Origin of the sequence: Microscilla marina ATCC 23134 (genome assembly GCF_000169175.1) — a bacterium.
GTDB lineage: Bacteria > Bacteroidota > Bacteroidia > Cytophagales > Microscillaceae > Microscilla > Microscilla marina.
Genome location: NZ_AAWS01000036.1, coordinates 25,011 through 49,858, shown reverse-complemented (window position 1 = coordinate 49,858; position 24,848 = coordinate 25,011). Strand labels below are relative to the sequence as shown.

16 protein-coding genes and 1 tRNA gene are annotated in these 24,848 nt (G+C 42.5%); 8 read left to right on the top strand and 9 right to left on the bottom strand.

Annotated elements, in window-relative coordinates:
- Positions 1–597: 597 nt before the first annotated feature.
- From M23134_RS25940 to M23134_RS25930, 3 genes are all read right to left on the bottom strand, one after another.
- A complete protein-coding gene (locus M23134_RS25940) occupies positions 598–5,589 on the bottom strand; it encodes a hypothetical protein (protein ID WP_045114351.1) in 4,992 nt (1,663 codons plus the stop codon).
- A 595-nt stretch (positions 5,590–6,184) separates the two neighbouring features.
- Positions 6,185–6,823: a hypothetical protein gene (locus M23134_RS25935; RefSeq protein WP_002701271.1), complete on the bottom strand. Its 639-nt coding sequence runs from the start codon at positions 6,821–6,823 to the stop codon at positions 6,185–6,187.
- 627 nt (positions 6,824–7,450) lie between these two features.
- Positions 7,451–9,058, bottom strand: a complete 1,608-nt coding sequence (locus M23134_RS25930; RefSeq protein ID WP_045114350.1) for a T9SS type A sorting domain-containing protein — start codon at positions 9,056–9,058, stop codon at positions 7,451–7,453.
- A gap of 257 nt (positions 9,059–9,315) precedes the next feature.
- Between M23134_RS25930 and M23134_RS41870 the strand changes: the two genes are divergently transcribed.
- From M23134_RS41870 to M23134_RS25885, 3 genes are all read left to right on the top strand, one after another.
- On the top strand, positions 9,316–9,600 hold the full coding sequence (locus M23134_RS41870) for a hypothetical protein (protein WP_045114349.1): 285 nt from the start codon (positions 9,316–9,318) through the stop codon (positions 9,598–9,600).
- Positions 9,601–10,765: 1,165 nt separating this feature from the next.
- Positions 10,766–10,960, top strand: coding sequence for a BAR domain-containing protein (locus M23134_RS25900; RefSeq protein WP_002701264.1), 195 nt, complete (start codon positions 10,766–10,768; stop codon positions 10,958–10,960).
- Positions 10,961–11,690: 730 nt separating this feature from the next.
- On the top strand, positions 11,691–13,910 hold the full coding sequence (locus M23134_RS25885) for a DUF5916 domain-containing protein (protein ID WP_002701260.1): 2,220 nt from the start codon (positions 11,691–11,693) through the stop codon (positions 13,908–13,910).
- 198 nt (positions 13,911–14,108) lie between these two features.
- Here M23134_RS25885 and M23134_RS25880 read toward each other — a convergent pair.
- The 6 genes from M23134_RS25880 to M23134_RS25865 all read right to left on the bottom strand — a co-directional run bounded on the left by M23134_RS25880 (position 14,109) and on the right by M23134_RS25865 (position 19,290).
- Positions 14,109–14,182, bottom strand: a tRNA-Ser gene (locus M23134_RS25880).
- 1,028 nt (positions 14,183–15,210) lie between these two features.
- Positions 15,211–15,378: a hypothetical protein gene (locus M23134_RS41865; RefSeq protein WP_002701258.1), complete on the bottom strand. Its 168-nt coding sequence runs from the start codon at positions 15,376–15,378 to the stop codon at positions 15,211–15,213.
- A 6-nt stretch (positions 15,379–15,384) separates the two neighbouring features.
- Positions 15,385–15,552 carry a hypothetical protein gene (locus tag M23134_RS41380; protein ID WP_157558653.1) on the bottom strand — a complete coding sequence of 56 codons (168 nt, stop codon included), beginning with the start codon at positions 15,550–15,552 and terminating at the stop codon, positions 15,385–15,387.
- Positions 15,553–16,029: 477 nt separating this feature from the next.
- A complete protein-coding gene (locus M23134_RS25875) occupies positions 16,030–17,718 on the bottom strand; it encodes a PhoX family protein (protein WP_002701254.1) in 1,689 nt (562 codons plus the stop codon).
- 29 nt (positions 17,719–17,747) lie between these two features.
- On the bottom strand, positions 17,748–18,653 hold the full coding sequence (bla, locus tag M23134_RS25870; protein WP_002701252.1) for a class A beta-lactamase, subclass A2: 906 nt from the start codon (positions 18,651–18,653) through the stop codon (positions 17,748–17,750).
- A 46-nt stretch (positions 18,654–18,699) separates the two neighbouring features.
- Positions 18,700–19,290, bottom strand: a complete 591-nt coding sequence (locus M23134_RS25865) for a DinB family protein (RefSeq protein ID WP_002701251.1) — start codon at positions 19,288–19,290, stop codon at positions 18,700–18,702.
- Between the two features lie 362 nt (positions 19,291–19,652).
- Between M23134_RS25865 and M23134_RS25860 the strand changes: the two genes are divergently transcribed.
- The 5 genes from M23134_RS25860 to M23134_RS25840 all read left to right on the top strand — a co-directional run bounded on the left by M23134_RS25860 (position 19,653) and on the right by M23134_RS25840 (position 24,812).
- Positions 19,653–20,267: a Crp/Fnr family transcriptional regulator gene (locus tag M23134_RS25860; RefSeq protein WP_002701248.1), complete on the top strand. Its 615-nt coding sequence runs from the start codon at positions 19,653–19,655 to the stop codon at positions 20,265–20,267.
- A gap of 80 nt (positions 20,268–20,347) precedes the next feature.
- Positions 20,348–20,776 (top strand): hypothetical protein, encoded by a 429-nt coding sequence (locus tag M23134_RS25855; RefSeq protein WP_002701247.1) that lies wholly within the window; start codon positions 20,348–20,350, stop codon positions 20,774–20,776.
- Between the two features lie 564 nt (positions 20,777–21,340).
- Positions 21,341–21,961: a restriction endonuclease subunit S gene (locus M23134_RS25850; RefSeq protein WP_002701243.1), complete on the top strand. Its 621-nt coding sequence runs from the start codon at positions 21,341–21,343 to the stop codon at positions 21,959–21,961.
- Entirely contained in the window at positions 21,939–23,234 is a 1,296-nt protein-coding gene (locus tag M23134_RS25845) for an N-6 DNA methylase (protein WP_002701242.1), read from the top strand. Before M23134_RS25850 ends, M23134_RS25845 begins: the two co-directional genes overlap by 23 nt.
- 162 nt (positions 23,235–23,396) lie before the next feature.
- Complete coding sequence (locus M23134_RS25840) at positions 23,397–24,812, top strand: exodeoxyribonuclease I (protein ID WP_157558652.1); 1,416 nt, start codon at positions 23,397–23,399, stop codon at positions 24,810–24,812.
- The last annotated feature ends 36 nt before the right edge of the window (positions 24,813–24,848 follow it).

The window sequence follows — 24,848 nt, the reverse complement described above, 5'->3', positions numbered from 1 at the left end:
CGAATTATCAATTACGAATGAATGAAGTCTTTTAGGCAACTGAAAATCAGTGCTTTAAAACCCCAGACACTCCTAATTGCGAATTATCAATTACGAATAGATGAAGTCTTTTAGGTAACTGAAAATCAGTGCTTTAAAACCCCAGACACTCCTAATTGCGAATTATCAATTACGAATGGATGCAGTCTTTTAGGTAACTGAAAATCAGTGCTTTAAAACCCCAGGCACTCCTAATTGCGAATTATCAATTACGAATAGGTAGCTCATTGTGTAATATGTAAATGTCAAATAAGATTCTAATTTTTAAGCTAGTATGTTCAATTGTTGTCGTACCGATATACATCGGTATTCAAGCTCTTCGCTTGATTGTTTTATGGTTAAAATGGTTGCGCAAAGCGAAGAAAATCTTAATTAAGAATTAGGACTATACAAAGCTCTTGGCTAGGGCGACCACAAGGGTAGCCCCTACTCCTTGATTTATTCATAAACACTTGTATATCAATCATTAATAACACTTCGTATATTCTTAATTAAAAAAGCCTCGCTTTGCGAACCATAAAACCATTGAACAATTCAACAATTAATTTATCTACCAGCTTACCTCACCGGGTTATAAATCGTCATTGTTTTGGTCGATATTGGCTCGGTAGTACCCGGCAAGATGTACTTTACAGTCACATCGTATTTGCCATAAGGTATGCGGCTAAACTGACCTTGCATTAACGACTTCTCCTCGTTGGTAAGAGACAACCCTTGAGTAAGGCGATGAGCGGCTTGGTTTTGCAAATCCCTCAAATCGCGCTCGGCGTAATAAGGAATATTGTACACAAAAGCAGCGTTTGAAGGCATATTCATTGCCTGCCCACTCTTAATCTCTCCCGCTTCCAGCATTTGGTGGCTGATATCCTGCAGCAGCTCGGTGCCATATACAGGAGGCGTGCCTATGGTGGCAGTGTTGCGCCAGCCAATGCTTAAGTGGTGGTTATAAGGGTAGTTTTTGTATACCAATGGATAAATATCACGACGATACCAACGGCTGTCGGTCAGGCGGGCTTCTAATTGCACCAAAGGTTTGGCGGCAGCCGTACCCAACAAGTCAGCCTTGTCAAATATCTCACTTGTTGCTACTGTTAAACCAAGGCGGTCTACCTGCGGAGAAACAAACTCTTTCCACTTGGAACGGGTATTGAGCCTTGCCATTTTTTTGGCAAAGGTGGCATACTCGCTCGTGCGAAAATGATAGCCTAGGGGTCCTAGTATAGAGGTTTCTTTGCTGTTGGTGAGTACTTCGTCAATGCTTCCGGTATTGATGGTCACATTTTCGTCGCCTTCCAACTTGCGGCTTTGCTTGGTTACGTTAGCATCTATAGCTTTGCCTGCTTTAGGTATGTTTACCAAGTCTACCTGGTATACTTTGGCAGGGTCTAGCTTTTCGGGCATCGTAAAGGCTACTTTTTTAGCCGAAGCGTTGTAAGTAAGCGGTACATCTACGGGTTTTTGGGCGCCCGCCTGACGAATCCGTACTACTTGTTTTTCCCATTGATCGGCGTCGGGCTTAAACAAATAAGCTTGCCCTTGTGCCAACTGGATATAGCCTTGGCGGCTTTGGCTAATAAAGTAGTTGCGTTGGCTCACTACAGGGTAAGCATAGGCTACATTGGCAAGCGGCACATAAGTAGGTGCATCGCCCGACACAAAGTCGCTGGTTACTTCTTCGCTTACATCTTTTACTGGTTTCCAGGTATTGTTTACTTTTTCTTCAAAAACAACTTTCACCGTTACTTTACCCGCTTTTTGTGGGGCAAGCACTTCTTCAGGAATCAACGCCAACACCGTGTGGTCGTCGTTCCATTGCAGCTTTCCGGCTACTTCCTGGTTGTCTACAGTCAGTTTAAAATGCTGTAATTTAATTCGATAAGTTTTCTTGATTTCATCGATGTCTACCATTTCAAAAGGCTTGTCAACCGGGAGGTTAAACACCGCCTGAGGCGAGGTAAATACATCTACTTGTTGGGTTTGGTTGCGTGGCGTGAGTTCAGACACTACGTTCACCCCGCTGAGTACCGATCCGCCTACCAGTTCGCAAGGTTGCCCCAGGGTTACCTCAAAACGGCAATTGCCCTTGACCAAACCTCCCAAAATACTAAAGTAGCCACCTACGGTACCCTTCATCCAGGCAGGGTTGGGTAGTTTGGCTTGTAATAGAGCTCCTGCGCCCATTTTCAGTATTTGGTAACGTTTTTCAGAACCAAACAAGTTTACTTTAATGCCTATCTCACAGTTGAGTCCGGCATAAGCTTGCCCTTGAGCATACCAGCCATTGATACCCACTGTGCCCTGGCGTCCTTTACAGCGTACATTATCGCCGTATTTTTTCAGCATTACGTCAAAACCTGCATCGCCTTCAAATTTGCCATAAAATACCAAAAAGGAAAGGTCACCCGTATTGACGCCCATATTGGCACCAAACACTACACCGCCGCCTTGCAGCAACGACATTTCTTCTCTTGATTCGGGGTAACGTTCTTTGAGTACGTCAAGAATGTGACGAGGAGGAGTGGGCATTTCGGGAATACTGTTACCCGTCATAAAATATGCCCCAGTTTCGGCAAGCCCTAACAAACGCAATTTGATGCGGTTTTCGGGAGTACCTATGTGTACATACCATTTGCCTGGCTCTACGTGGAACACGGCTTGTCCGCCGCCGTCGAGCACACCACCTGCTACGTTGATGTTCACGTTGAGGTTGCCATGCAGGGTTTTATTGTCTACGTCGAAGTCTATGGCAGCATCGGCAGTAATGGCACCGTTTTCACCCGCTCCCGTATTGAGGTTGCCACTCGATGCTTCAGGAATTAATTTGTTGATTTGATCGCCAATTAAGCCGTTAGGCGCTTTCATTTTAGAAGCTACGTCGGCAAGGCGTTTTACCTGATCTCTCAGTTGGGCTATAGGCACAGGCAACTTTACGTTTAAGAAAGTAGCGCGTCCTCGAAAGCCTACATATTTCAGACCGCCCGAATTGTTGAGGGTCATCTCAAAAGTAGCTTTTATCTTGTAGGTTTCCAGGGTAGGACCTCCCAAAACAACGGAGGCTTTTAAGCCAAGGAAGGCGTCTTTGTTGGGCAAGTAGGTAACGCCCGAAGGAGTGTAGCCCAGTGCAGCATTTGATACGTTTTCGCTGAATCCGGCAGGAGCCATTTTGTAATAAGCACCACCACCAAAACCATAAAACTTAATGCTACCCTCAGGGGTGATAGGAATACCAGTAGGCAAGGTAGCCATGGCGTCGGCATACCAATAACGCATGCTATTTACATTGCCAAACATGACAGTTGCCTGTAGCTCTACGCCCATATTCTCAGGACCAAAGCGTACATCCATCATTCCCTTAAAGCCATCGCCAAAGGTAAAGTCTTCTTTAAAAAACTCTACGCTTCCCATCAGTTTAAAAGCACCTGCATCTACGTCTACCAGTACTTTGTCTACCTCAATGTCGCTGTATACAAACTTCTGACTGATGTTGCCTTCTTCCAAAGCGCCCCAGATAGTAAAACCACCTTCGCCTTTGAAACTTAAACTTTTAGATTTACCACTTTTGCTCCCTCCTACCAGGTTTACTCCAGCCTTAAACTTGATCCCGAACAACTCTTTGCCCGAATTATCAATCTTGCGTACTGTGCGTATTTCCTGAATTTCCAAGGGATACTTGCCCAATTGGGTTTGGTCTACCTCTGAGCCCGCCGAAAATTTACCTAAATCTATGTAAGGCTTTTGGGTTTGAATCACCAATTGTTCGAAGCGCATATCGGGAACATACACAAACTTGCTGTCTTTGTCTACCTTTTCTTTGCTTGCTATGGTGGTTTTGTTTACTGGCTCGGGCAACCCTGGGCTACTAGGCGTACCTGGCTTACCAGGGGTACCCGGTGTACTTGGATTATCTGCCTTTTTCTTACCAATGGTCAGCTTACCGTTCAAAGTAGCTTTTGCCACAAACTGGTTGTCTTTGACCGATACCTCTAACACCGACGAAGGGTCAAAAGTCATGGTGGCAAGCCACAAAGGTACATTTACTGGTTTGCTGTAGTTAGCGTGAAACAAGTATTCGTCCTTGATCGGGTCAATCATACCATCATAAGACACAAAGCCTTCGGCAATGGGTAGTTTGATGCCTCCGTTGAAACGCGCATATTTTACCTCGTTCGACAAAAACGACATTTCGAAATAGTCTACCGAAAAGAACCATTTTCCCATTTTGCCTTCGTCGCCTGCAATCAAGTTTTGGGCAATAAAAGTCCCGCTAAATCCGGTTTTGTCCAGCAATACATCCTTTCCAGAAAAAGAAGTACGCGCCTGAGCAGTGCCTTTGTTAAACTGGGGTGGTAAAAATACGGTTACTTCTGATATAAAAACACCTCGCCAAAGCTCTACTTGGTTCCCCGTGATAGAGGTCAAGGCAAGCTCGCTGCCAGGGTTGGTAGGTAAACCAGGGTCGCCAGGAGTGCCAATGGGTCCTCCACTAGGGTCGCCAGGATTACCGGTAGGGAAACCTTCAGGCAAACGAAAATCGGGCGAGTTGCGGAGGTCACTAAAATCAAAAATGGCGTTGGTTACTCTAAACCCAAAACCATTCAGCGATTTTACCTGAAAAGTTTGGTCAAAACTTACTTTTGCCAATAAATCGTTCCAGCTTTTAATGTCTGCTTTAAAGTGTCCCTTTACGCGTTGGTTGGGATCGGTGCTGCGTGAGCCATCCGGGTTTTCTGGTATCAACCAATCACGTGAAAAATCCAACGATGCCGACAAGCCCAATTGCTTAAAACCGTTGCAGTCAAACGATACAAAAGTTTCGTTATCGCCGCCTTTCAAGGTAAGCAAACTATTGCCAATGTCCATCGGAAAATCTTCGAGCAAACTCAACCGCCCGTTAGAGATACCGCCTGTACTGCTAATGTGGATGTTGCTGCCACGAAAAGCCAACCTACGTTTACCCGCACCAGGTTTTTTACCTTCTTCGCCTGGCTTTAGCTGGGCTTGTTGGTCGGTGGGTTGGGTATCGGGTAGCTCTAGTGACATGTACGCCACCAAAGTAGCTCCGGTAGGGGTCAATATCACACTGTCTATCACCACCACATACGCTACGTTGCCAATGGTGCGCTTAATGCCCACCGGAAGCTCGACCAGGGTTTGCGGCTTTAAGAAAGACACGAAACGGTTTTCGCGATCGACTTTCTCTAATAAATCGTGGGCTTTCTGAATCCACTCCTTGACGTTGGGAGGAGTTTTGGTCTGAGCCACACGCTTTTGCCACAACTGCCCCATGGGGTCATTGGTTGTTGAAAAAGCATGGGCAGGAAGTGAAATGTTTTGTAATTGTGTAAAACTACGGGTTTGCCCCAAAGTGTATCTTTTTTGGGCTTTTGTCCGTTGGGTTTGCAGGGTGTCTGTTATCACCCGATGTGCTTTAGCCTCAATATGACAAAGCAGTGTAGCGAGCAGGAAGGCGAGCACAGCCAAAGCTGTAGTACTCCCTCGTGCTGCATGCAAGTAGCGTATGCGCCAACATGCAAAACTTGTTCTCAGCATTTTTAAGGTAGTTTAGTGGTTTGAGTAAATGGTATCGTGAAATACCTAAGATAGTATAAGCTTATCATCTTAATTCAGAACAATATTCGGTAAAAGAATATGTAATTCAAATATTTATACCCCTACAAATGGTATACATTCAATTAATTTGGCATTTTTGAAGACATGTTAAAAGTAAACAGGTAGGGGCGTACGGGGTACTCAGGGCAATTTTGAAGTAAACAAAGGGGTAAATGGACAGCCTGTAAAAAAAATGAACGATGGTCACTAAAAAGTACTTTTTGTAGTGCCTTTTTGGAGGTTTGGGGAGGAAAATAAGACGATAAAAAGGAAATACTCTCTAAAACGCATTGTTTTTTGAGAAACTTTACATTTCAGTTTGAAAACATTTAGTTGCAATACACAAATAAATCAACCACTTTACTACCTTTACAATGCGCACTTAGAACGGAGTGTAAAAGCAATAAGTTGTGTAGAAAGAGAAGTTTTTTAAATACTTTTTTTATTTATTCGAAAACCTGCCAGGATTCTATGACGACGCTAAAAAATCCTGGCAGGTTTAAAACTAAAGGCGTTTGTAAAAAAGCATTGCCCCCTAATCATTGTTGGGCAACACAACAGGAGTTTTGAGAAGTGAAGACACCATTTTTTTTGTAAATTCAGCCGCCGCAGTTTGAACGCACGAAGGGTTGATCAATGTAGATTGACCCGACCATACAATGCTGCTTTTTCCCTGAACAGGACGCTGCTTGAGATCGTACAATGCCGCTTCAATCAAATAAGATTTCTCGTTGAGGTAATACCCTGTTTTTGACACTTGTTGGTAAGTTTGATAGTAATATCCTTTAAAATTTCCATAAGCATCGGCTACATTGGCAGGATCTCCTGATACATACTTTTTAGACTGTTCACTCTTGAGCAAACTCATAGTAATGACCCCGTCTAGCTGATGGTCTTGAAGTATTTGCCTTATTTTTGAAGTGTCTTTTCGGTTAACTTTTTGGTCAGGAGGAAACACCTCTACCCCTGGCACTGCGTTGATTCCTTTTTCTTTCAAAAGTTGTACGGCTTTCTTTTCGAACGCATTGCGGGCGGTTAAATCCTGACTCACTCCTATGACTACAATTTTGGCAAAGCGGGTGGCCTGATAATTGGGTTTTGTCCAACTGGAATGTAGCCGTGGGGCACAACCCATCATTCCTGATAATATAATTATTGATAAAAAGTATTTCATTGTTTTGTGGATTTAAGGGCTTGTGTACACTCTATTACACATCCAACATCGTTATTTTCTTAGTATGACGGCAACTGTCAGGAGACTCAAAGTAAACATTGTTTTGCACAGATCACCCCAACATTGTCCAAGCCAAATATACACATAAGTTGGTAAATGATTAGCCTATATTACCTGTTATACATAGCCCCGACAAGGTTCTAGTGCACTGGGAACTAAATTCCTACTACATTATTCGGAGTCTTTAGCCCGCTGACTTTACTTAAAAAAGTTTGCGTAGCTTTGGTTCCGATATACATCGGAATTGTAAACTAACTCTGCGCACTTTTTGAAGTGCGTCAGCAAACAAAATACCCTCGAATAAATAGCGCATTTATTTAATCCCCAGTGCACTAGGTACGCCCTATTCCATAGGTAGCTAACAAATTCATAGTACACTCATTTTCAAGAGGCTATAAACTTGTTAGTTAGAAGCACAAAAGCCATCTCAAATTTTGAGATGGCTTTTTGTTTTGGTGCATTTGTAACAAAAAATGCCCAGCCTGAGAATAAAACGTAAAAAAAGGTAGTGTAAACGTCTTTTACACCACCCTTTATCAACTGAAAATCAACACTATGCGTGCTTCATTACTTTACAAAAAATTTGGTTTGACTCGAAGACTTCTCTGTCACCACGTTCAGAATGTATAAACCTTTTTTCAAACCATTGACTGATAAACGTTGAGTGGCAGTTTGATTGCCTTCTTCCTGTACCATTACCTGCCCTTTGAGGTTTACCACTTGCAATTGCACTATTTGCTCTTTGCTATTGGTTTGTATTTTCAAATAATCAGTAGCAGGGTTAGGGTATACTCCTACCTTACCAATGGTAATGTCTGCGCTGGTAGAACGACAGGCAAACGAAGGGTAATTGGTAAACGAATGGCTTGTACTACATCCTGAGGCATTGTCTCTTACTACTAAAGTGTGCTGCCCTCTGCGACAAAGTTTTACAGATATTCCAGTGGCTACCACTCCCCCAAAGCTATCGTACCAAGTATAAGTATAGTTGCCACTTCCACCCGTTACAGTTGCTTGCGTATTGCCATTGACCATCATCATCAAATATATAGTCAATGGGCTAGGTGCTTGGTACACAATCGTTTCGCCGTCTACTTGTTCTGGCAAAATGAGTGATCCGTAGTAGTTGCCTGGAGTGGCAGAAGTACCAGTAATGGTATAAAGAATATCATTGGTAGCAGTAGCGTATAGTTTACCATTGAGTCCCAACTCAATGTTACCTGTATGATGAATACTACTGGTGCCTGTTACAAATGTACTGGATTGAGGATTGGACAAAGAAGTTCGCACAATGCCCTGAGAAGTCGTTACATAAAGGTCATTGCTGTTGGCACCAAACTCTAGTTCACTGTTATGGTCAATATTAGAGACCTGGATATCGCTTATAGCACCTGTAGCCACGTTCATTACAGCTATACGAGCCCCTACTCCACCAACCCAATATATCCAGGCAAGCGACGCCTGATTGGGCGAAAGCTCTAGCGTACGTGTATTGATAATTTTGTTTGCGGGGTCTTTGGTAGACATCAAGCTTCCGTTTTTGGTTAACCCGCTGTTGTTGAGCCTCACTTTCACAAGTTGGTCGGTATTAAAGTTTGGGCTGGCGCTTCTTCTAATGGTCGCATATAAGGTTCGCTCACTGTTGCTTTCTTTCGAGAGGGCGGTTTCTATGTTGGTACTAATTACAAGAGGAAAATCTGCATAGGTAACCTTTGATATTGAGTTAGACACTGTAATATTTTGATTGGCATCTACTGTTACTCTAATCGCTCCTATTTCGTAACCATCATAAGAAGCACCTCCATTAGGAAAAGCTCCCAGTTCCGTTACTTTGACATACACCACATAATACTCGCCACAACTGCCTCCGGGCACTGGTACAATATGGAAACCCCTCACACAATAAGACGGTCCAGGAATGGTAAAGGCAACGCCTCCTGTTTTGTTGTAGATGCGGTTGTGCAATACATAAAATACCGGGTTGCCGTTGGCATCAAACAAGCCTTTGGTGTTTGCTGTGGCACAGGTAACAGCGGTACCGGGCAAGATGGTCATGGAGTTGGTAGACAGTGTAAACTTTTTCAACGGATACAAAGCCCAGTAAGGGTTTTGTGCTTGCGTGGCGTAACTTCCAACAAGGCATAGAACCAATAAGGTAATTTTAAAATTTCTCATAAGTGATGTTTTGTAATGGTTTGTTAAGCAGGGCTTTTCTTATAAAATTATGGCAAGCTGTACCTGATATTTCCTTACATACCTTCACAGGAGTAAAGAACTGTTTTGGTTGCGTCTCATAACTTTAAAAGCATTCTTATTTTTAAATCAACAGGAATGCCCTGAGTGTGTGAATGAAGCTCAAACATAACAAAGTTGGGCAGCAAAACTTGGGGCAACTTCACCAAACGTGGGTTTAGGTTCATAAGCGGTAAGTTTTGGAAAATAAAGGTTTTGAGGGAAGAGGTGCATGGGCACGAATCAGAAAAGTAAAAGCTTGTTTAAAAAACAACTATCCTCTTTACCTCGCGAAGGTCTTACCGCAGGGCGACATTAAAGTCAAGAGTTGGGAGACAGTAGTTGGCAGTTTTCGCTTTGCACACGCTGGCGCAAGTCTCCACACGCTGGCGCAAGTCTCCAGACTTGTGTCCATCGTAGCAAATTCAAGATTGAGTATTTGTTTTTTGCAAAAACATGGAAACAAGATGCTTCCGCAATTATAAGCATAAGCGAAGGAAGCTTGCGCCAGGGGCGCCTGACGAACCATCACACGCTGGCGCAAGTCTCCAGACTTGTGTCCATCGTAGCAAATTCAAGATTGAGTATTTGTTTTTTGCAAAAACATGGAAGTGAGCCATCCCGAACTTGCTTCGGGGCAAGATGCTTTCGCAATTATAAGCACAAGCGAAGGAAGCTTGCGCCAGGGGCGCCTGACGAACCATCACAACATTATAACACCTCCCGCGAAGGTCTTACCGAAGGGTGACCTGAGCAACGTTAAAGTCAAGAGTTGGGAGACGGTAGTCAGTAGCTTTAACACACACGCTGGCGCAAGTCTCCAGACTTGTGTCCATCGTAGCAAATTCAAGATTGAGTATTTGTTTTTGCAAAAACATGGAAACAAGATGCTTCCGCAATTATAAGCACAAGCGAAGGAAGCTTGCGCCAGGGGCGCCTGACGAACCATCACAACATTATAACACCTCCCGCGAAGGTCTTACCGAAGGGTGACCTGAGCAATATTAAAGTCAAGAGTTGGAAAAATCACTTGTCCATCAAATGAGGGGTTAGTAAAAACTCATTTACAAGCCCTTGAGTTGGCAGTGGTTGGTCGGGCTAAAGCCTGAAGACCAACACGGGAGAGGTAGTTTTTTTGTTGAATTGACTGCGAAAACCTTCCAGGATTTTTTAGCACATGCTGGCGCAAGTCTCCAGACTTGTGTCCATCGTAGCAAATTCAAGATTGAGTATTTGTTTTTTGCAAAAACATGGAAGTGAGCCATCCCGAACTTGCTTCGGGGCAAGATGCTTTCGCAATTATAAGCACGAGCGAAGGAAGCTTGCGCCAGGGGCGCCTGACGAACCATCACAACATTATAACACCTCCCGCGAAGGTCTTACCGAAGGGTGACCTGAGCAATATTAAAGTCAAGAGTTGGAAAAATCACTTGTCCATCAAATGAGGGGTTAGTAAAAACTCATTTACAAGCCCTTGAGTTGGCAGTGGTTGGTCGGGCTAAAGCCTGAAGACCAACACGGGAGAGGTAGTTTTTTTGTTGAATTGACTGCGAAAACCTTCCAGGATTTTTTAGCACATGCTGGCGCAAGTCTCCAGACTTGTGTCCATCGTAGCAAATTCAAGATTGAGTATTTGTTTTTTGCAAAAACATGGAAGTGAGCCATCCCGAACTTGCTTCGGGGCAAGATGCTTTCGCAATTATAAGCACAAGCGAAGGAAGCTTGCGCCAGGGGCGCCTGACGAACCATCACAACATTATAACACCTCCCGCGAAGGTCTTACCGAAGGGTGACCTGAGCAATATTAAAGTCAAGAGTTGGAAAAATCACTTGTCCATCAAATGAGGGGTTAGTAAAAACTCATTTACAAGCCCTTGAGTTGGCAGTGGTTGGTCGGGCTAAAGCCTGAAGACCAACACGGGAGAGGTAGTTTTTTTGTTGAATTGACTGCGAAAACCTTCCAGGATTTTTTAGCACACGCTGGCGCAAGTCTCCAGACTTGTGTCCATCGTAGCAAATTCAAGATTGAGTATTTGTTTTTTGCAAAAACATGGAAGTGAGCCATCCCGAACTTGCTTCGGGGCAAGATGCTTCCGCAATTATAAGCACGAGCGAAGGAAGCTTGCGCCAGGGGCGCCTGACGAACCATCAATTATAACACCTCCCGCGAAGGTCTTACCGAAGGGTGACCTGAGCAACGTTCAAGTCAAGAGTTGGGAGACGGTAGTCAGTAGCTTTAACACACACGCTGGCGCAAGTCTCCAGACTTGTGTCCATCGTAGCAAATTCAAGATTGAGTATTTGTTTTTTTGCAAAAACATGGAAGTGAGCCATCCCGAACTTGCTTCGGGGCAAGATGCTTTCGCAATTATAAGCACAAGCGAAGGAAGCTTGCGCCAGGGGCGCCTGACGAACCATCACAACATTATAACACCTCCCGCGAAGGTCTTACCGAAAGGCATTTATAGACATTTGAAATAACAAATGTAAGTAATACATCAACACTCTATATGCAACAGTGTTGCATTTTATTATTTTAAGTATATTGCAACCTTGTTGCATTAAAATTAAAACCATGAAAAATTTTAAAACAATTCTATTGAATGTTATTTCTTTCTTAATTTTCAAATTAGGTATATTTTCGTCTGTTTATGCCCAAAAAATTTTTGAACCCCCTCCCCAAGATCAGAAAAAAATCATCAAAGCCACCCAAATTACTGCCAACCTCAAGATAGATGGAGTGTTGAATGAGTCGGTTTGGGCGAAAGCAAAAAAATACCAGGCGTTTACTCAGGTAGAACCCAATCAGGGACAAGTTTCGGATTTTATTACCGAGGTAAAAGTTTTGTACAATGACCAATACTTGTACATTGGGGCTTTTTGCAAAGATAGTTTGGGCAAAAAAGGACTGAGAGTACCCAACTTGCGCCGTGACTTTGACTGGGGCAGCGGCGACTTGTTTGGGGTGGTGATAGATGCTTTTCGAGACGAACGCAATGCCATCAGCTTTCAGACCAACCCCTACGGAGCCCGACGCGACATGCAGGTGTTTGACAGCAATATTTTTGATACCGATTGGGATGGATTTTGGAAAGTGCGCACCAGCCGTACTGATGAGGGATGGATTGCCGAAATGCGTATTCCCTGGGCTACCATTCGTTACCCAAAGGGTGATCATCAGGAATGGGGAATTAACTTTGTAAGGCGGGCCCGGCGGGTAAACGAAATATCGAGTTGGGCAGCCTACCCCAGGGCTTTTAACCCTTACCGCATGAGTTATGCGGGCATTCTCAAAGGTATCAAACCTCCCCCACCCTCTACCAACATTCGCGTCCAACCTTATGTATTTGCTTCTGCCAATCGCAATAACGATTCTACCAACTTATTTGCCTCCGATAACCTGTTTACCAAAATGGGGGGCGAAGTCAAGTGGGCTATTACTCCTAATACGGTGTTAGACTTCACCGTCAATACAGACTTTGCCCAAACCGATGTAGACCGCCAGGTAGTAAACCTGACTCGTTTTTCGGTCTTTTTACCCGAAAGAAGGCAGTTTTTTCTTGAAAACGCCAGTTTGTTTGCGGCAGGGAGCAATGACCATGTACAACCTTTTTTTAGCCGAACTATTGGCTTAGACAATCAAGGTAATCCCATTCCAATTGACGCAGGTTTGCGGCTCACCCATCGTAGTTCTAAACGAAGCATGGGAGCCTTGATGGTACGGCAACGAGGTCTCGGTGATAGTCCAGCCGCCAACTTTGGGGTATTACGCTACGTGCAAAACTTTGGTAAACAAAACCGCCTGGGGGGAATGGTGACCGCCCGATACGACGAAGCACTAGAGCATCAAGGGATACAAGACCGTTATAATTTTACGGGGACAATAGATGGCTTTTTTCGCTTTAATCGCCCCTTGTCATGGCAGTTTTATGTATCAGGCTCCGAAACCAAAGACCAAAACAGCAATGGCTGGGCGGGATATTCGAGCTTGCGCTACAGAAGCAATCAATGGTATTTTTACTACGATTATCAATTTATTGAAAAGAACTACGAATCTACGGCGGGTTTTGTCCGGCGACGCAACTATATGGCCAATAGTGGGGGAGGTTATGCTATTTTGCGTCCAAGCTGGAAACCCAAGTTTATTCGTTCCTACGAGCCAGGGGTTTTTGCCACGGTGATCCACCGCAACGAAGACCGACAGTTTTTGGAAAGTTCGGTCACCTTTTTTCCCATCTGGATATTATTTCAAGACGGAAGTCGATTGGTTGGCGAGATAGAGCCTACCCGCCAGAATTTACTCAACACTTTCAGCCCATTGCTTGTAGACATTGCTCAAGGAGAGTACGATTATACTCGTTACAGGCTTACCTACTCCTCCGATATTTCTAAAAAACTTTCTTTTTATCTGCAATACGAAACAGGTAATTTTTTTGATGGTCAGCTGGACACCTATCAGGCACGATTGACAACTGCCCCCATACCTCACACCTATTTTTCGGTAAACTATCAATACAACAATGCCCGACAATTAGGGACAGAAAAGGAAAGCAAAGAAGCTCACTTGATTGCTCCTGAACTAAGGCTGGCGCTCAATGCAAGGGTTCAATTAAACGCTTTTTATCAATACAATTCTTTGTCAAAATTTGCCAATTGGAATATTCGTTTTTCCTGGGAGTTTCAACCTTTGTCATTCATTTACCTGGTCTTTAACGATACCCAAAACGAAGGGCTTACGTCGGTTCAACACGCTCAGCAAGTCATAGGAAAAGTTACTTATCTAAAACAATTTTAGTGGATGCTTATTGCTCCATCAAAAAGCGGTTTTCCTCAATATTGGGAAAATCGCTTTTTACCTTCTTATAAGAGCGTCCAAAAGATTGTCTGTTTCAAGAGGGTCAAAGCGCTCTGCGATGTTATTGACAAGGTATCTCTTTATTAGATGATGCCCATAAATAAAAAAATGGCAGCCGCTCTAACCTTACGGCTGCCGAGCCAGAGACGGGAGTCGAACCCGCGTCCTACTGATTAGCAGTCAATTGCTCTACCTAGCTGAGCTACTATGGCGGTTTGCTTGAGGTATCACCCCCAACGCAAGTATTACTCTTCAACAATCAACACAGTTTGTCATGACCTGCTACCCTTGCTCTGCCACTGAGCTACTCTCTTATGTTGTTTTTTGTTAAGATGGTAAGAGAGAGGGGAATCGAACCCCTGCACTGGGTGTTTACAAACTGTTTGTGGCTCAAGAGCAATTAAGTCTAAAGCTGCGGAGCGAAAATCTATAGCTAACTGGGCTAATTTGCCTTGCTTCTGTCACTAAACAAAGTAAACTGCCACTTCACAATAAACTTAAGTCTGAAGCTATCTCCGTGGCCTAAATATGCTAAAACTATGGGGTAAAAAAAAGAATGGTTTAAGTAAAAACAGAGTTATCAAGCGAGATATAGTGCTTGGGTTGAATATTCCAAATTATGACTGACCTTTCGCAGGTCAAAAATTTGTTTAATAAAATGATATACCATTCGGCAAACAAGCTAATACAATGCTTTGGGTGTCTATGAGCCGTTATTTCCCCTAATTAAGTTCGGCTTAGAGCTCCGAGCTTGCACTTGGGGAGCAGGCAGACCTGTTCTTGGAGAGGTCAAGCACATCAACTGTAACTTGTTTTGTCTAAACTACGCCAAACCGCAGGGCAAATCCAGCTAACGCGGTCTCAATTATTCACTGTATTTTTTATCACGTAAACAAAAGACCAGTTAATTTTTTGGGGAATAAAGATAAGGATTTTTAAGTCTTGATGTTTTTAGTTCATAACAACTTTTAACCCTCTGGCACAAAAGCAATGACTTAAAACTTCAACGGAAGAAACATTTTAGTAGCCACGTTTTGTTGATTACACTTTCCTGGAGTCCAAGCCGGCATTTTCTCGAAGATTTGTAATAAGAGTATGTTTAAAAATCATAATCTGGGCTAAAAAAGTGATTTTTACGCGCTAGCTTCGTTAATTTTTGCGTCAATAACTTTGGCTATTCACTTAAAAATATGCCTCGCCAGCACAAAAAACTCATCATTTTTAACTCCGAAGACAAAATTTAAACATACTCTAATCTCGTTTCAGCTTTGGTGAGCTTCTCCTTCGGTTTACCTTTTATTCGAGGCGCGGTCACTTTACCTTTTTTATCTACCACAAATTCTACCATGAAACTGGCCTGAAAATAATCTTGTTTGGGATGTTGAAAGCGATTGGTCAGGTATTTCATCAAAGCCTATTGCCCGCCAGAGTATTGGGGCATCTGTTCTACAAAAACATATACTACTTGTTTGCTTACACTATCGTAGGTAGCCACACATTCTTGGTAGTATTGAATATGAGGGAGATGATTAACACTCAAAGATGATAATTGAACGAAAAGGTATAAGGCTAAAAGTTTCATAGGTACTAGAATTTTACTTGGCACTGGATTTTACACCTTATTTTATCCAGTTTGATAGTATGCTGATTTTTAACAACTTATAAAATCAGTAGATGGAGGTAGTCCTACCTTTCACCGTGTATGATTGAAAAAATTTCCATACATACTTTAATGTGGTACTACAGTGAGTGAAAATAAGGGCGTTTTTCCTTGAAGGGACATATTATGCGCTCAGGTTTGCTCTTTATGAGGGCTCTTCACTAGGGCAACCACAAGGGATTGCCCCTACATCACCTTGATTTAGACATAAATACCTGTATATCAGAGATTTTAAAAACTGGTAGTCCTACCTTTCACCGTGTATGATTGAAAAAATTTCCATACACACTTTAATGTGGTACTACCGTAAATGGATACATATCAGAATAAATGTTTACCCGGTGAATAACGGTAGGTAATATAGCCCGACACAGTTTTTACCTGAACCGGGCGATGCATTTAAATTTTATTCAACTTATTCATTTTCTCTATCAAATCGCCCGTGATGGCCACCACCGCAGGTTTCGGAATATTGTCTTTATCAAAAGGCCATTGGCTTGTAGGATTTTTCACATCTTTAGTTTGCTCGCCCGGATGTTGCACACTCAAAAATAATGTCTTGCCATCGGGCGAAAACCAGGGACCAGTGAGTTCAGCATCTCTTGGAGCAGAAGCTACCCGAATTACCTTTCCGGCGTCTTTTCCGTGGCGTGGAATCACAAACAAACCATTGTTTTTAAAAGGCATATAAGGTTTTCCTTTTTTGTTCATCGAGCTACCCGATATATCGGAGGTCATCCAAAGGTTTCCTGCCAAATCAAAGGCTAAATTATCAGGGCAAGAAAAGCCGTTTTCTTCGCCACCTGCCAGGTAAGTAGAGGCTTTAAAGGTGAGGGCATCGAAAGCTCCCTTGGTTTCTTCAATTTTTAGAATGGAACCGTGAAAATCTTTTTTGCTATTATTGTTGGTGAGCGAAACAAATATATTTCCAGTAATGGGGTCAATTTCAATGTCTTCAGGACGGTTTAACTCGGTGGCTCCCAATAGTTTGGCAGCTTCCCTTGCCCTGATTAAAACCTCGGTTTGGTCTTTGAATTTTTTCTTTAATGCGGGTTGTGTTTCCCAATCCAGCGCAAGCCATTGTCCTTTTTCTGTATTGGCTACATACAACGTTCCTTCTTTTAAAGAACCTGGTTTAGATGAGATAAACTTATACAAATGTTCATTATTTTTATCATCTCCAGTATAAGCCACTATTCGCTTATCGGCTAGTTCATACAAAGTACAACATTCATGGGCAAACCTTCCAAGGGCAATGTGCTTTTGGGCAGTGCCGTCTTTTGGGTTTATTTCTACTACCCAACCATAATGCTCTGGTGGATAGTTATAAAATTTTTCCCAGTCATACAGGCTTGGTATATGGGTGGCTTGGTTGTTTTTATCGTACTCGGTTTCGCCAAAAAAACTATCGTAGTTTTCTTCACAGGTAATAAAAGTTTTCCAGGGAGTAATGCCACCCGAACAATTACTATGGGTACCTATTACTGTAGTTTTGCCCTTGATGGGCATATCCCAGTTGAGTCGCATGGGAGTTTGTGCAGTAATTCGTCGATTGAGAGGATCGTTCTGTACTACCTTCCATTGACCATTTTCTTCTTTCACTCTGACAATGCTTCCACCCACATTGTACATCTCCTTGTCTACCTGTGCTTTGGTTCTATGTTTCTGTGGGTTTTCGTATTTTTCATAATCAAAGTCAGACACAAAAAGTGGGTTGATATATTCATGGTTTACCCATAACAGTCCGTCTTTAGGGTTCTTTTCATCAAGGGGAATAAAACAAGTAAAATCATTGTTGAACCCAAAGGTGTCTTTATCACTGATTTGATCACCCCATTTGATTACGATATGATAATCTAACCCTTTGGCAAGTAATAAATCATCTTTATCCGAAGCAGGCAACGCTTCCAATACCAGCGTTTTCAAATTTTCAAGGTTTCCCTTAGATAGGGTATCAGTAGTATGAGCAGGGGTACTGGTGCCACCACAACTTGTTAAAAACGGAGGAGCTAACATAGCTCCTAAACTAGCTTTGCCCAAAAAGGACATAAATTCTTTTCGGCTATACTTTTTGTTTTTAGTCTCCATTTGAATTGTTTGTCAATGATTGCCCATGTTTATTTATTTTTGAAATAATCCCAAGTCAATTTTGCGATGTCAGCAATTATCTTTTGGTTGGTGGCATCACTTTCTAAAGAGTTGCTTACCAACACACTTACATAGAAATAAGAGTTGTCTGGCAGAAAAACAATCCCAATATCATTTACAGCTCCTGTTAAGCCTTGTTTGTTTTTTCCTGAATGACCAGTTTTATGAGCCACCACCGCATCTTTAGGTAATAAGCCTCTGATACTTTTTTTACCAGTTTTGGTACCTTTTAGCACATCCAACAGAAAGTTATAGCTCTTGGTACTTAATAGGTTATCATTGTTTTCAAAAAACAACTGCAGCACTTGATTGGCTGCATTGGCTGTAGTCCAATTTTCATACTGATGCTTCCATTTGGCTTGCATTACAATTTCGTTATGGACAATGGCAATGTCTTTAACCCCTATTTTATGGACATAAGATTCTACTACTTTAGTGCCTCCTATTAGTTTAAAAAGCACATCACACCCTAGGTTATCGCTCCAGGCAACAGTATATCTAAGTATTTCGGCTAAAGTTAACTTTGCCCCGTTTGGGTACTTTTTTCTTAGAGGGCTCCACAAATGGCTATAAGCGTTAACCATTTTTTGGGTAATGGCAATTTTTTCGTTCAAGCTAAACTTTCCTTGGTCAACTTGATGCAATACTGCCAATGCCAGGTGATATTTAAATACACTTTGCATGGGCAGACGCTTATTACCGTTAATAGAAATGGCATCTGCTGAATTACTCCCTCTAATTGCCACCCCAACAGTAGCTGATTTACCTTTGAATACCTGATGGATTTTTTGTTTAAGAACCTCAATGGATTGCGCTTTTACAAATCCAAAAGCGAGTAAGAAGAATAGAGTAAATAGTGATGTTTTACTTGTCATTTGTTTTCTTTAAATGATTACCTGATTGTAGACAATATTGTCATGTTTACCATCCATAATAACCTTTTGGCACTACTCCTTTTAGACGTAAGTATACTACACATTGTCCCCTATGATGGATGATGTGATTTTCCAGGGCATAAAATAAACGCCATACTGGGATAGTGTCACCTGCAAACTTACAGCTAGACAGGAGTTTTTCATTGGATAGCTCGTCAATTGACTGTCGTACAAAGGTGTACATTTTTTTTAATTCTTTAATAATATTCTCCTTAGACATTTGCACAGGAAGCTTTACATCCTTGTAAGGGTTTTTGAGCCCTGCACGCCCAGACAACTGCCCACAGGTATAAATTACACAATGTCGCCATTGCTCGGTAAAGGTCATCGCCTCATCGGTATATTTAAAGGTGAACAACTCAGCAGGCATTTGCCCTACATTAGTCAGCGTCATGGTTTCGGAGCGAAGCCAGGCTGCCTTCAGTTCTTGCCGGAGCGATTTGATGGCTTGGTCATCCTGCTTTTCTGCAGTACCCTTCAAGACAGCCAGCCTTGCTTTGCTACTTTCTGTTTGACAGCCCCATAATGAAAGCAGACTTAGGCCTAAAAAATTCTTAAGAAAACGAGTACGATTCATTTCAAATTTGATTTATAAATTAAGGATTATTGCAGCGAATAGTATCTTGTGTTGATCAATTTATTTCAACCACATGGTAAAGTAAGTGATTTTTTTCAAATGCAACAATGTTGCATTTAATATATATAGGTGAAAGGCGTGAGAAAGTCAGTCAGTGCTTTATCAATCAAAGCTATGGACATATTTTTACAAGAAGCCTGGCGATAAGAGATTAGTCAAATGGCTCAGGCTATTTTGGTAGTTTTACTAATTCTTATGAGGTAAGCCTGAACGAATGTTGTATCATTGGGGTGTGAGGTACAATTAGTCAAAATCCATCCTCAAAACCATTTTTGTTTAAGTGTAAGTCCTACAGTTTTCCTATGAAAAGATACAGCACAATACAAAACCAAGATGAAGTTAATCACCTCTTTCAGGTGTTCTTCGATTATGTGAGATTATTAACAGCTATTCCCCAAAGCGACCAGGATTATTGCCGTCAACTCTTTGAACCCGTTTATGCTCCCAAAAACACATTACTGGAAACCCAAGGAACTGTACATAAATACCACAATTTCATTGTTTCTGGATTTATTCGGAATTACCACCTTGATGGTAAACAAAGAGAGGTTACTATAGATATTAATGATGGTCCAAGGTTCTTTACTTCTTACAACCACTTTGTCCACCAAACGGTTTCTAACGAAAACCTACATTGTATAACTGATTGTAAGTTGCTTAGAATCAGTAGAGAGAATGTAAGCAAAGCAAGAGATGTGGGGATTACATCGCAAGAGTATAGTGAGAAAATGCTTCAATATTATGTAGAATCAAGTAAGCAAAGAATGATTGATTTAACCACTTTGACAGCAAAAGAACGCTACCTTAAATTAATGCATAACCGTCCAACAATCATCAAAAATGTCCCTTTAATCTATATTGCATCATATTTAGGCATAAACCCCGGAAGTTTAAGCCGAATTCGTCAAGAAATATAATGGGTTGATTTCTTCACAAATGTGAAGACCAGTTTTTTATGATTTTATGTACATTGTGAACTTTAAATAAATTCATAAAAATGATAAAAAACTTATTCAAACCTTCCGAAAAATATGAGGGCGTTTTGCCTATTCAGGTATATGTGATGAAACTCTTCTTTTTGCTCATGTTTCTGTTTGCTGCCAAAGATGCCTGGATAGAACTATTTACCCATCAAAAAAAGTGGAACCCTGAAATTGCCATTGCTTGGTGTGCCATAGCTGCCTATACCACATTGGCAGGTGTAGGGGTGTTTCGCACGTTAAAAATGTTGCCCATCATGCTGTTCATGTATTTTTATAAAGGCCTGTGGCTTTGTTTTGTGGCATATCCTCTTTGGAAAACCGATCAACTTTCGGGAACCGAAGAAGAAGGGTGGACTCAAGTTTTTATCTTGATTGTTATTCCAATTATTTTTACCCCTTGGAAATATGTTTTCAAAACCTATATTCTTGGAAGAAGTAACTAAACTGCTCGGCAGCGTGTAACCAAAACCAAGTATATTATCTGTCTTTTATATTCCTGAGTTATCACTTCGCTCAAACCTAGGTTAGAACACTATAAGTCATTTCGTGTTTACAAAAACCACCGTTTAAAAAAATAGCCAGCAGGAACACCCACTGGCTAATCTTGATAACAATGATACTTAGGAACGTGATCGCAATAACTGTCCGGTTTAGAACATATCTCCTAATGCATCGAGATCAAGTAACTTTAAAAGGTACTACTGATTGACTTGTGTAAAACTGAATATGGTTGAATATCATGAAGCTTGATGAATGTCAGTTGTGGGAAGTTTTTTACCAAACAAGAATTTTTCGAATATTTATCCCTCTATCTTGCTTGAAACAAAAATACATGCTACCTTTGTCATACAAACCTAAAAAGTATGGGTGATTACTTGCCGATTGTGGCAAAAATAGATAAAACCTTTTTTATCCCTCTATATTGGTTAAATAATTATTACTACCTTTGTTTCACAAAACTTCTTTATCAAAAAAAGAAAGTTTAAACAAAGTACAAGAGACAGCTTATGGAAAAGGTAGAAAAAATACCATTGGGGGAATTGTTTATTATAAAAAGTGGGGCAACCCTTACCAAGCGCTACACCGAGAGCGCCAAGGCGCGCCCTATGCAAGTAGTAAAAATGAAACACATTGACCATAGTTTGGGCAAGGTAGATTGGGGCAAAGTGGAAGCAATGGCGTTGGAAATACCCAACGAAGACCGTTTGCTACATCGCAGCGATTTGTTGTTTGTGGCAAAGGGCGACCGAAACACTACCATACCTTTGAGCAATTTGAGCACGGATGAGTATGCAGTGCCTAGCAACCATTTTTTTATTCTGAGGTACAAACGCGACTGGAAAAGTCGCCTACACCTAGAGTATGTGGTGTGGTACCTCAACGAAGCGGCACAAGGCTATTTTGCCCAACAGGGCACGGGGGCAACCGTCAAGAATATCTCTATGAAGGTATTAGAAAACATAGAAGTACCCTTGCCTGCCCTACAAGTGCAACAAAAAATAGCGCAAACTTATGCCCTGCTTCAGCAAGAGGCGCGAGACTTTGAGGCATTGCAAGGGGTGCGCAAACAAATATTGAAGGGAGTGTTAAACAAAATAACGGGAGATGAAACAAAGCAAAAAAACTAAATTACTGCAAGAGTTTGAGGAGTTGAGTCAAAAGCAAAGCAATGAGTACATAGGGCTACAGCTGTTTTTGTTGGTGTGGGCACAGGCAGGCAAAAGGCTAAAGCTGCCCAAAAACCTTGATATAATGCCCTTTTTAAGGGGGATGTACTCCACCATAGAGGAGCTCAAAGAAGTGGCTGACAAGCTGGGGGCGCACTTGGGCATAGACCAGGCAGTGCCTTTCAGAAACCTACTCAACCTTAGTAAGCGCTTTGTAGATGCCGAGGCTATAGCTCATTGGCGCAGCATTATAAATAGACTGTGGCAACGCCCCGCTCCGCCCGAAGACTGGCAGCAAATATATGTACAGGTGGTAAACCAATATTTGACCCATCCCAGTGCTACCGATGGTTGGGGCGACCCTGTGGGTTTTAATCAACTATTGGCAACCTTGGCGGCAAGGCTTTCGCCAGAGCTACGGAGTCTCTATTGCCCTTTTGCCTATGGCAATGGCATAGCCCTGGCACTGCACCAACAAAAGCCTAGCACGAGTCGCGAACTATGGGCGCTCGACCAAGTAACCGATGCGCACCTCATTAGTCAGTGTACTGCTTTTGTCATGGGTTGGCAAAATACGCACTTAGACATTGGTCCTTTTTTGCGGGTAAAAGACTACGCGCTTACCCCTGTAGACACGGTGTTGGGCATATTACCCGTGCGCAAACAACATCCGCATAGCTTGGTGAGTGAGCTATTGCCTTATATTAAACAAGCGCGCATGTCGGCGCTGGTAACGAGTGCCGCTATATTGTATAAGGGCAGTCCGCGCAACGAGTATGAGGTGGCAAATTTGAGAATCGAACTATTGAAAAGCGGCATGTTGCGGGCTATAGTGGCGTTGCCTTCTAACCAGAAGTTTTACTCGCGCATAAAAATGGTGATGTTGGTGTTTGACACCAGCCAACGGTTCGACGAGGTGGTGGTGATCAATGCCGAACACATCAACCAAGCAAAAACCCGTTATAAAACGCTGGAAACCGAAGATATTGAAAAAATTGTAAATACTATAGAACAACGAAAGGAGGTGGAATTTTTTAGTAAAGTGTATAAAAACGAACAACTTTATGATGCCCATATGGGTATGAACATCGCTGCATTGGTGCCTGCCAAAGCTACCAAAGAAGAACTAAAGTCTTTGGAAGAACTGGCGCAGGAGGAGCAAACGCTCAAGACTCGTTTAGCTGAGCTACGAGGTACGCTAGATAATAATATTGGTGATCTTTTAGATTTATGAGTAGCTACAAGCCTTGAGCCATCAGCTACAAGTAAACTAAAGCTGTAGCAAGCGATTGGTGTTAAGAATTTGTGCGATTAAATCGCTGATAGTAAATCAGTTAAAAACGTACTATTGTTTACCAATAACTTTGTCTTGTTACTTAATTTTAATCCATTTATAATGATAAAAAACAAAAATTTGGTGTTTTACGACACCAGGTCATCGGGCGACAACCCCGTTTTTGACCAAATACTACGAGCGGACACGTATGTTACCGACCACGCGTTCAACCTATTGGAAACGCATCATATAGAGATAAAAAAACGCCCCGATGTGGTGCCTAGCCCAGAGGCGCTCATTGCCAACAATTGGCTCCCTTCAGACTTAGCTAAGGGCAGTACCGAGTATGAGGCAATGCGCCACATACACGAGTTGTTCAATACGCCCCATAGCTATAATGTAGGCTATGGCAACCTGAACAACGACGACCTCTTGGTGCGCTTTGGGTTTTACCGCAATGGCTTAACCCCCTATACCCACCAATGGCAACGGAGTTGCCGACGTGTAGACTTGCGGACTATAGTGACGTTGTATTACCTCCAAGCACCCAATGCATTGGTGTTTTCGAAGAATGCGGCGGGCAAGGTGAGCCTTGAACTGGATGATATAGCGCAGGCAAATGGCTTGACTGTAGGCAAAGGTGCTACCAATGCCCAAACCATCATGGAGCTGGCAAAACTACTGCACAATGCCAACCCTATGCTCTGGGAACAGGCTTTGGGCTTTTTTGACAAAAAAGAAGATCAAAACAGAGTAAAAGCTGCCCAAGGACAAATAGAAGGGGTAAATGGGGCGCTCTTGGTAGACGCACAACTAGGCGCTGACGCTGGTTTTCAACAGCCTGTGCACGTGTTGGGGCAGGTAGGAAAAGATGTGCATTATGTACCGCTCGATGATCCCGACTTGAGCACTTTGAACACCAAAAACCTCGAAAGCCGTTTTTGGGTGCAAAAGAAAAAGTTGACCGACGAAAAGCTATTGCTGAACTGGAAACACCGCGATCCTGCTGTGTTTGATGCGGCACGTGGGGCACTTATCAAACGCAATGCAGCTTTTGTGGCTAATAACCCAAACTTGATGCAGCAATTGGGCGAATATGTGGCAGGAAAAAGTTTTGCCCACCGCAACAATGTAGACCTGGACGCTCAGTTGTACCAAGGAGGTTTTTGGGCAACAAACGAAAAACGTTTTTTTGCTGAGTTTCACGAGGCGCCCAATGCCCAGGAAAAAATGCAGGTGGTAAACACGGCGCCTACTCAACGGACGGCAGCTATTGGCCAACGCATTTTGTACCGCAACTTTGTGCACGACATGGGGGCGTTGGGTATGACTACCGATTGGCAAAGGTTTATTGCTGACAGTGTGGCTCCAGTGAGCGACTTAGCCACTTTGAAAGACTACAAAGGCGGCAGAAAGAGGTCGATAGAACGGTTTTTGGCAGATGCCGAGGCGCTATTGAACGCGGGTGGGCTCAGCCAACACCAAAGCTCACTCTTGGAGGCTTGGGTAGACGTTTTTGCAGAGTCAAGCTTTTAGTGACAAGTGATTGACTTAGCAACTGATGTTACACAT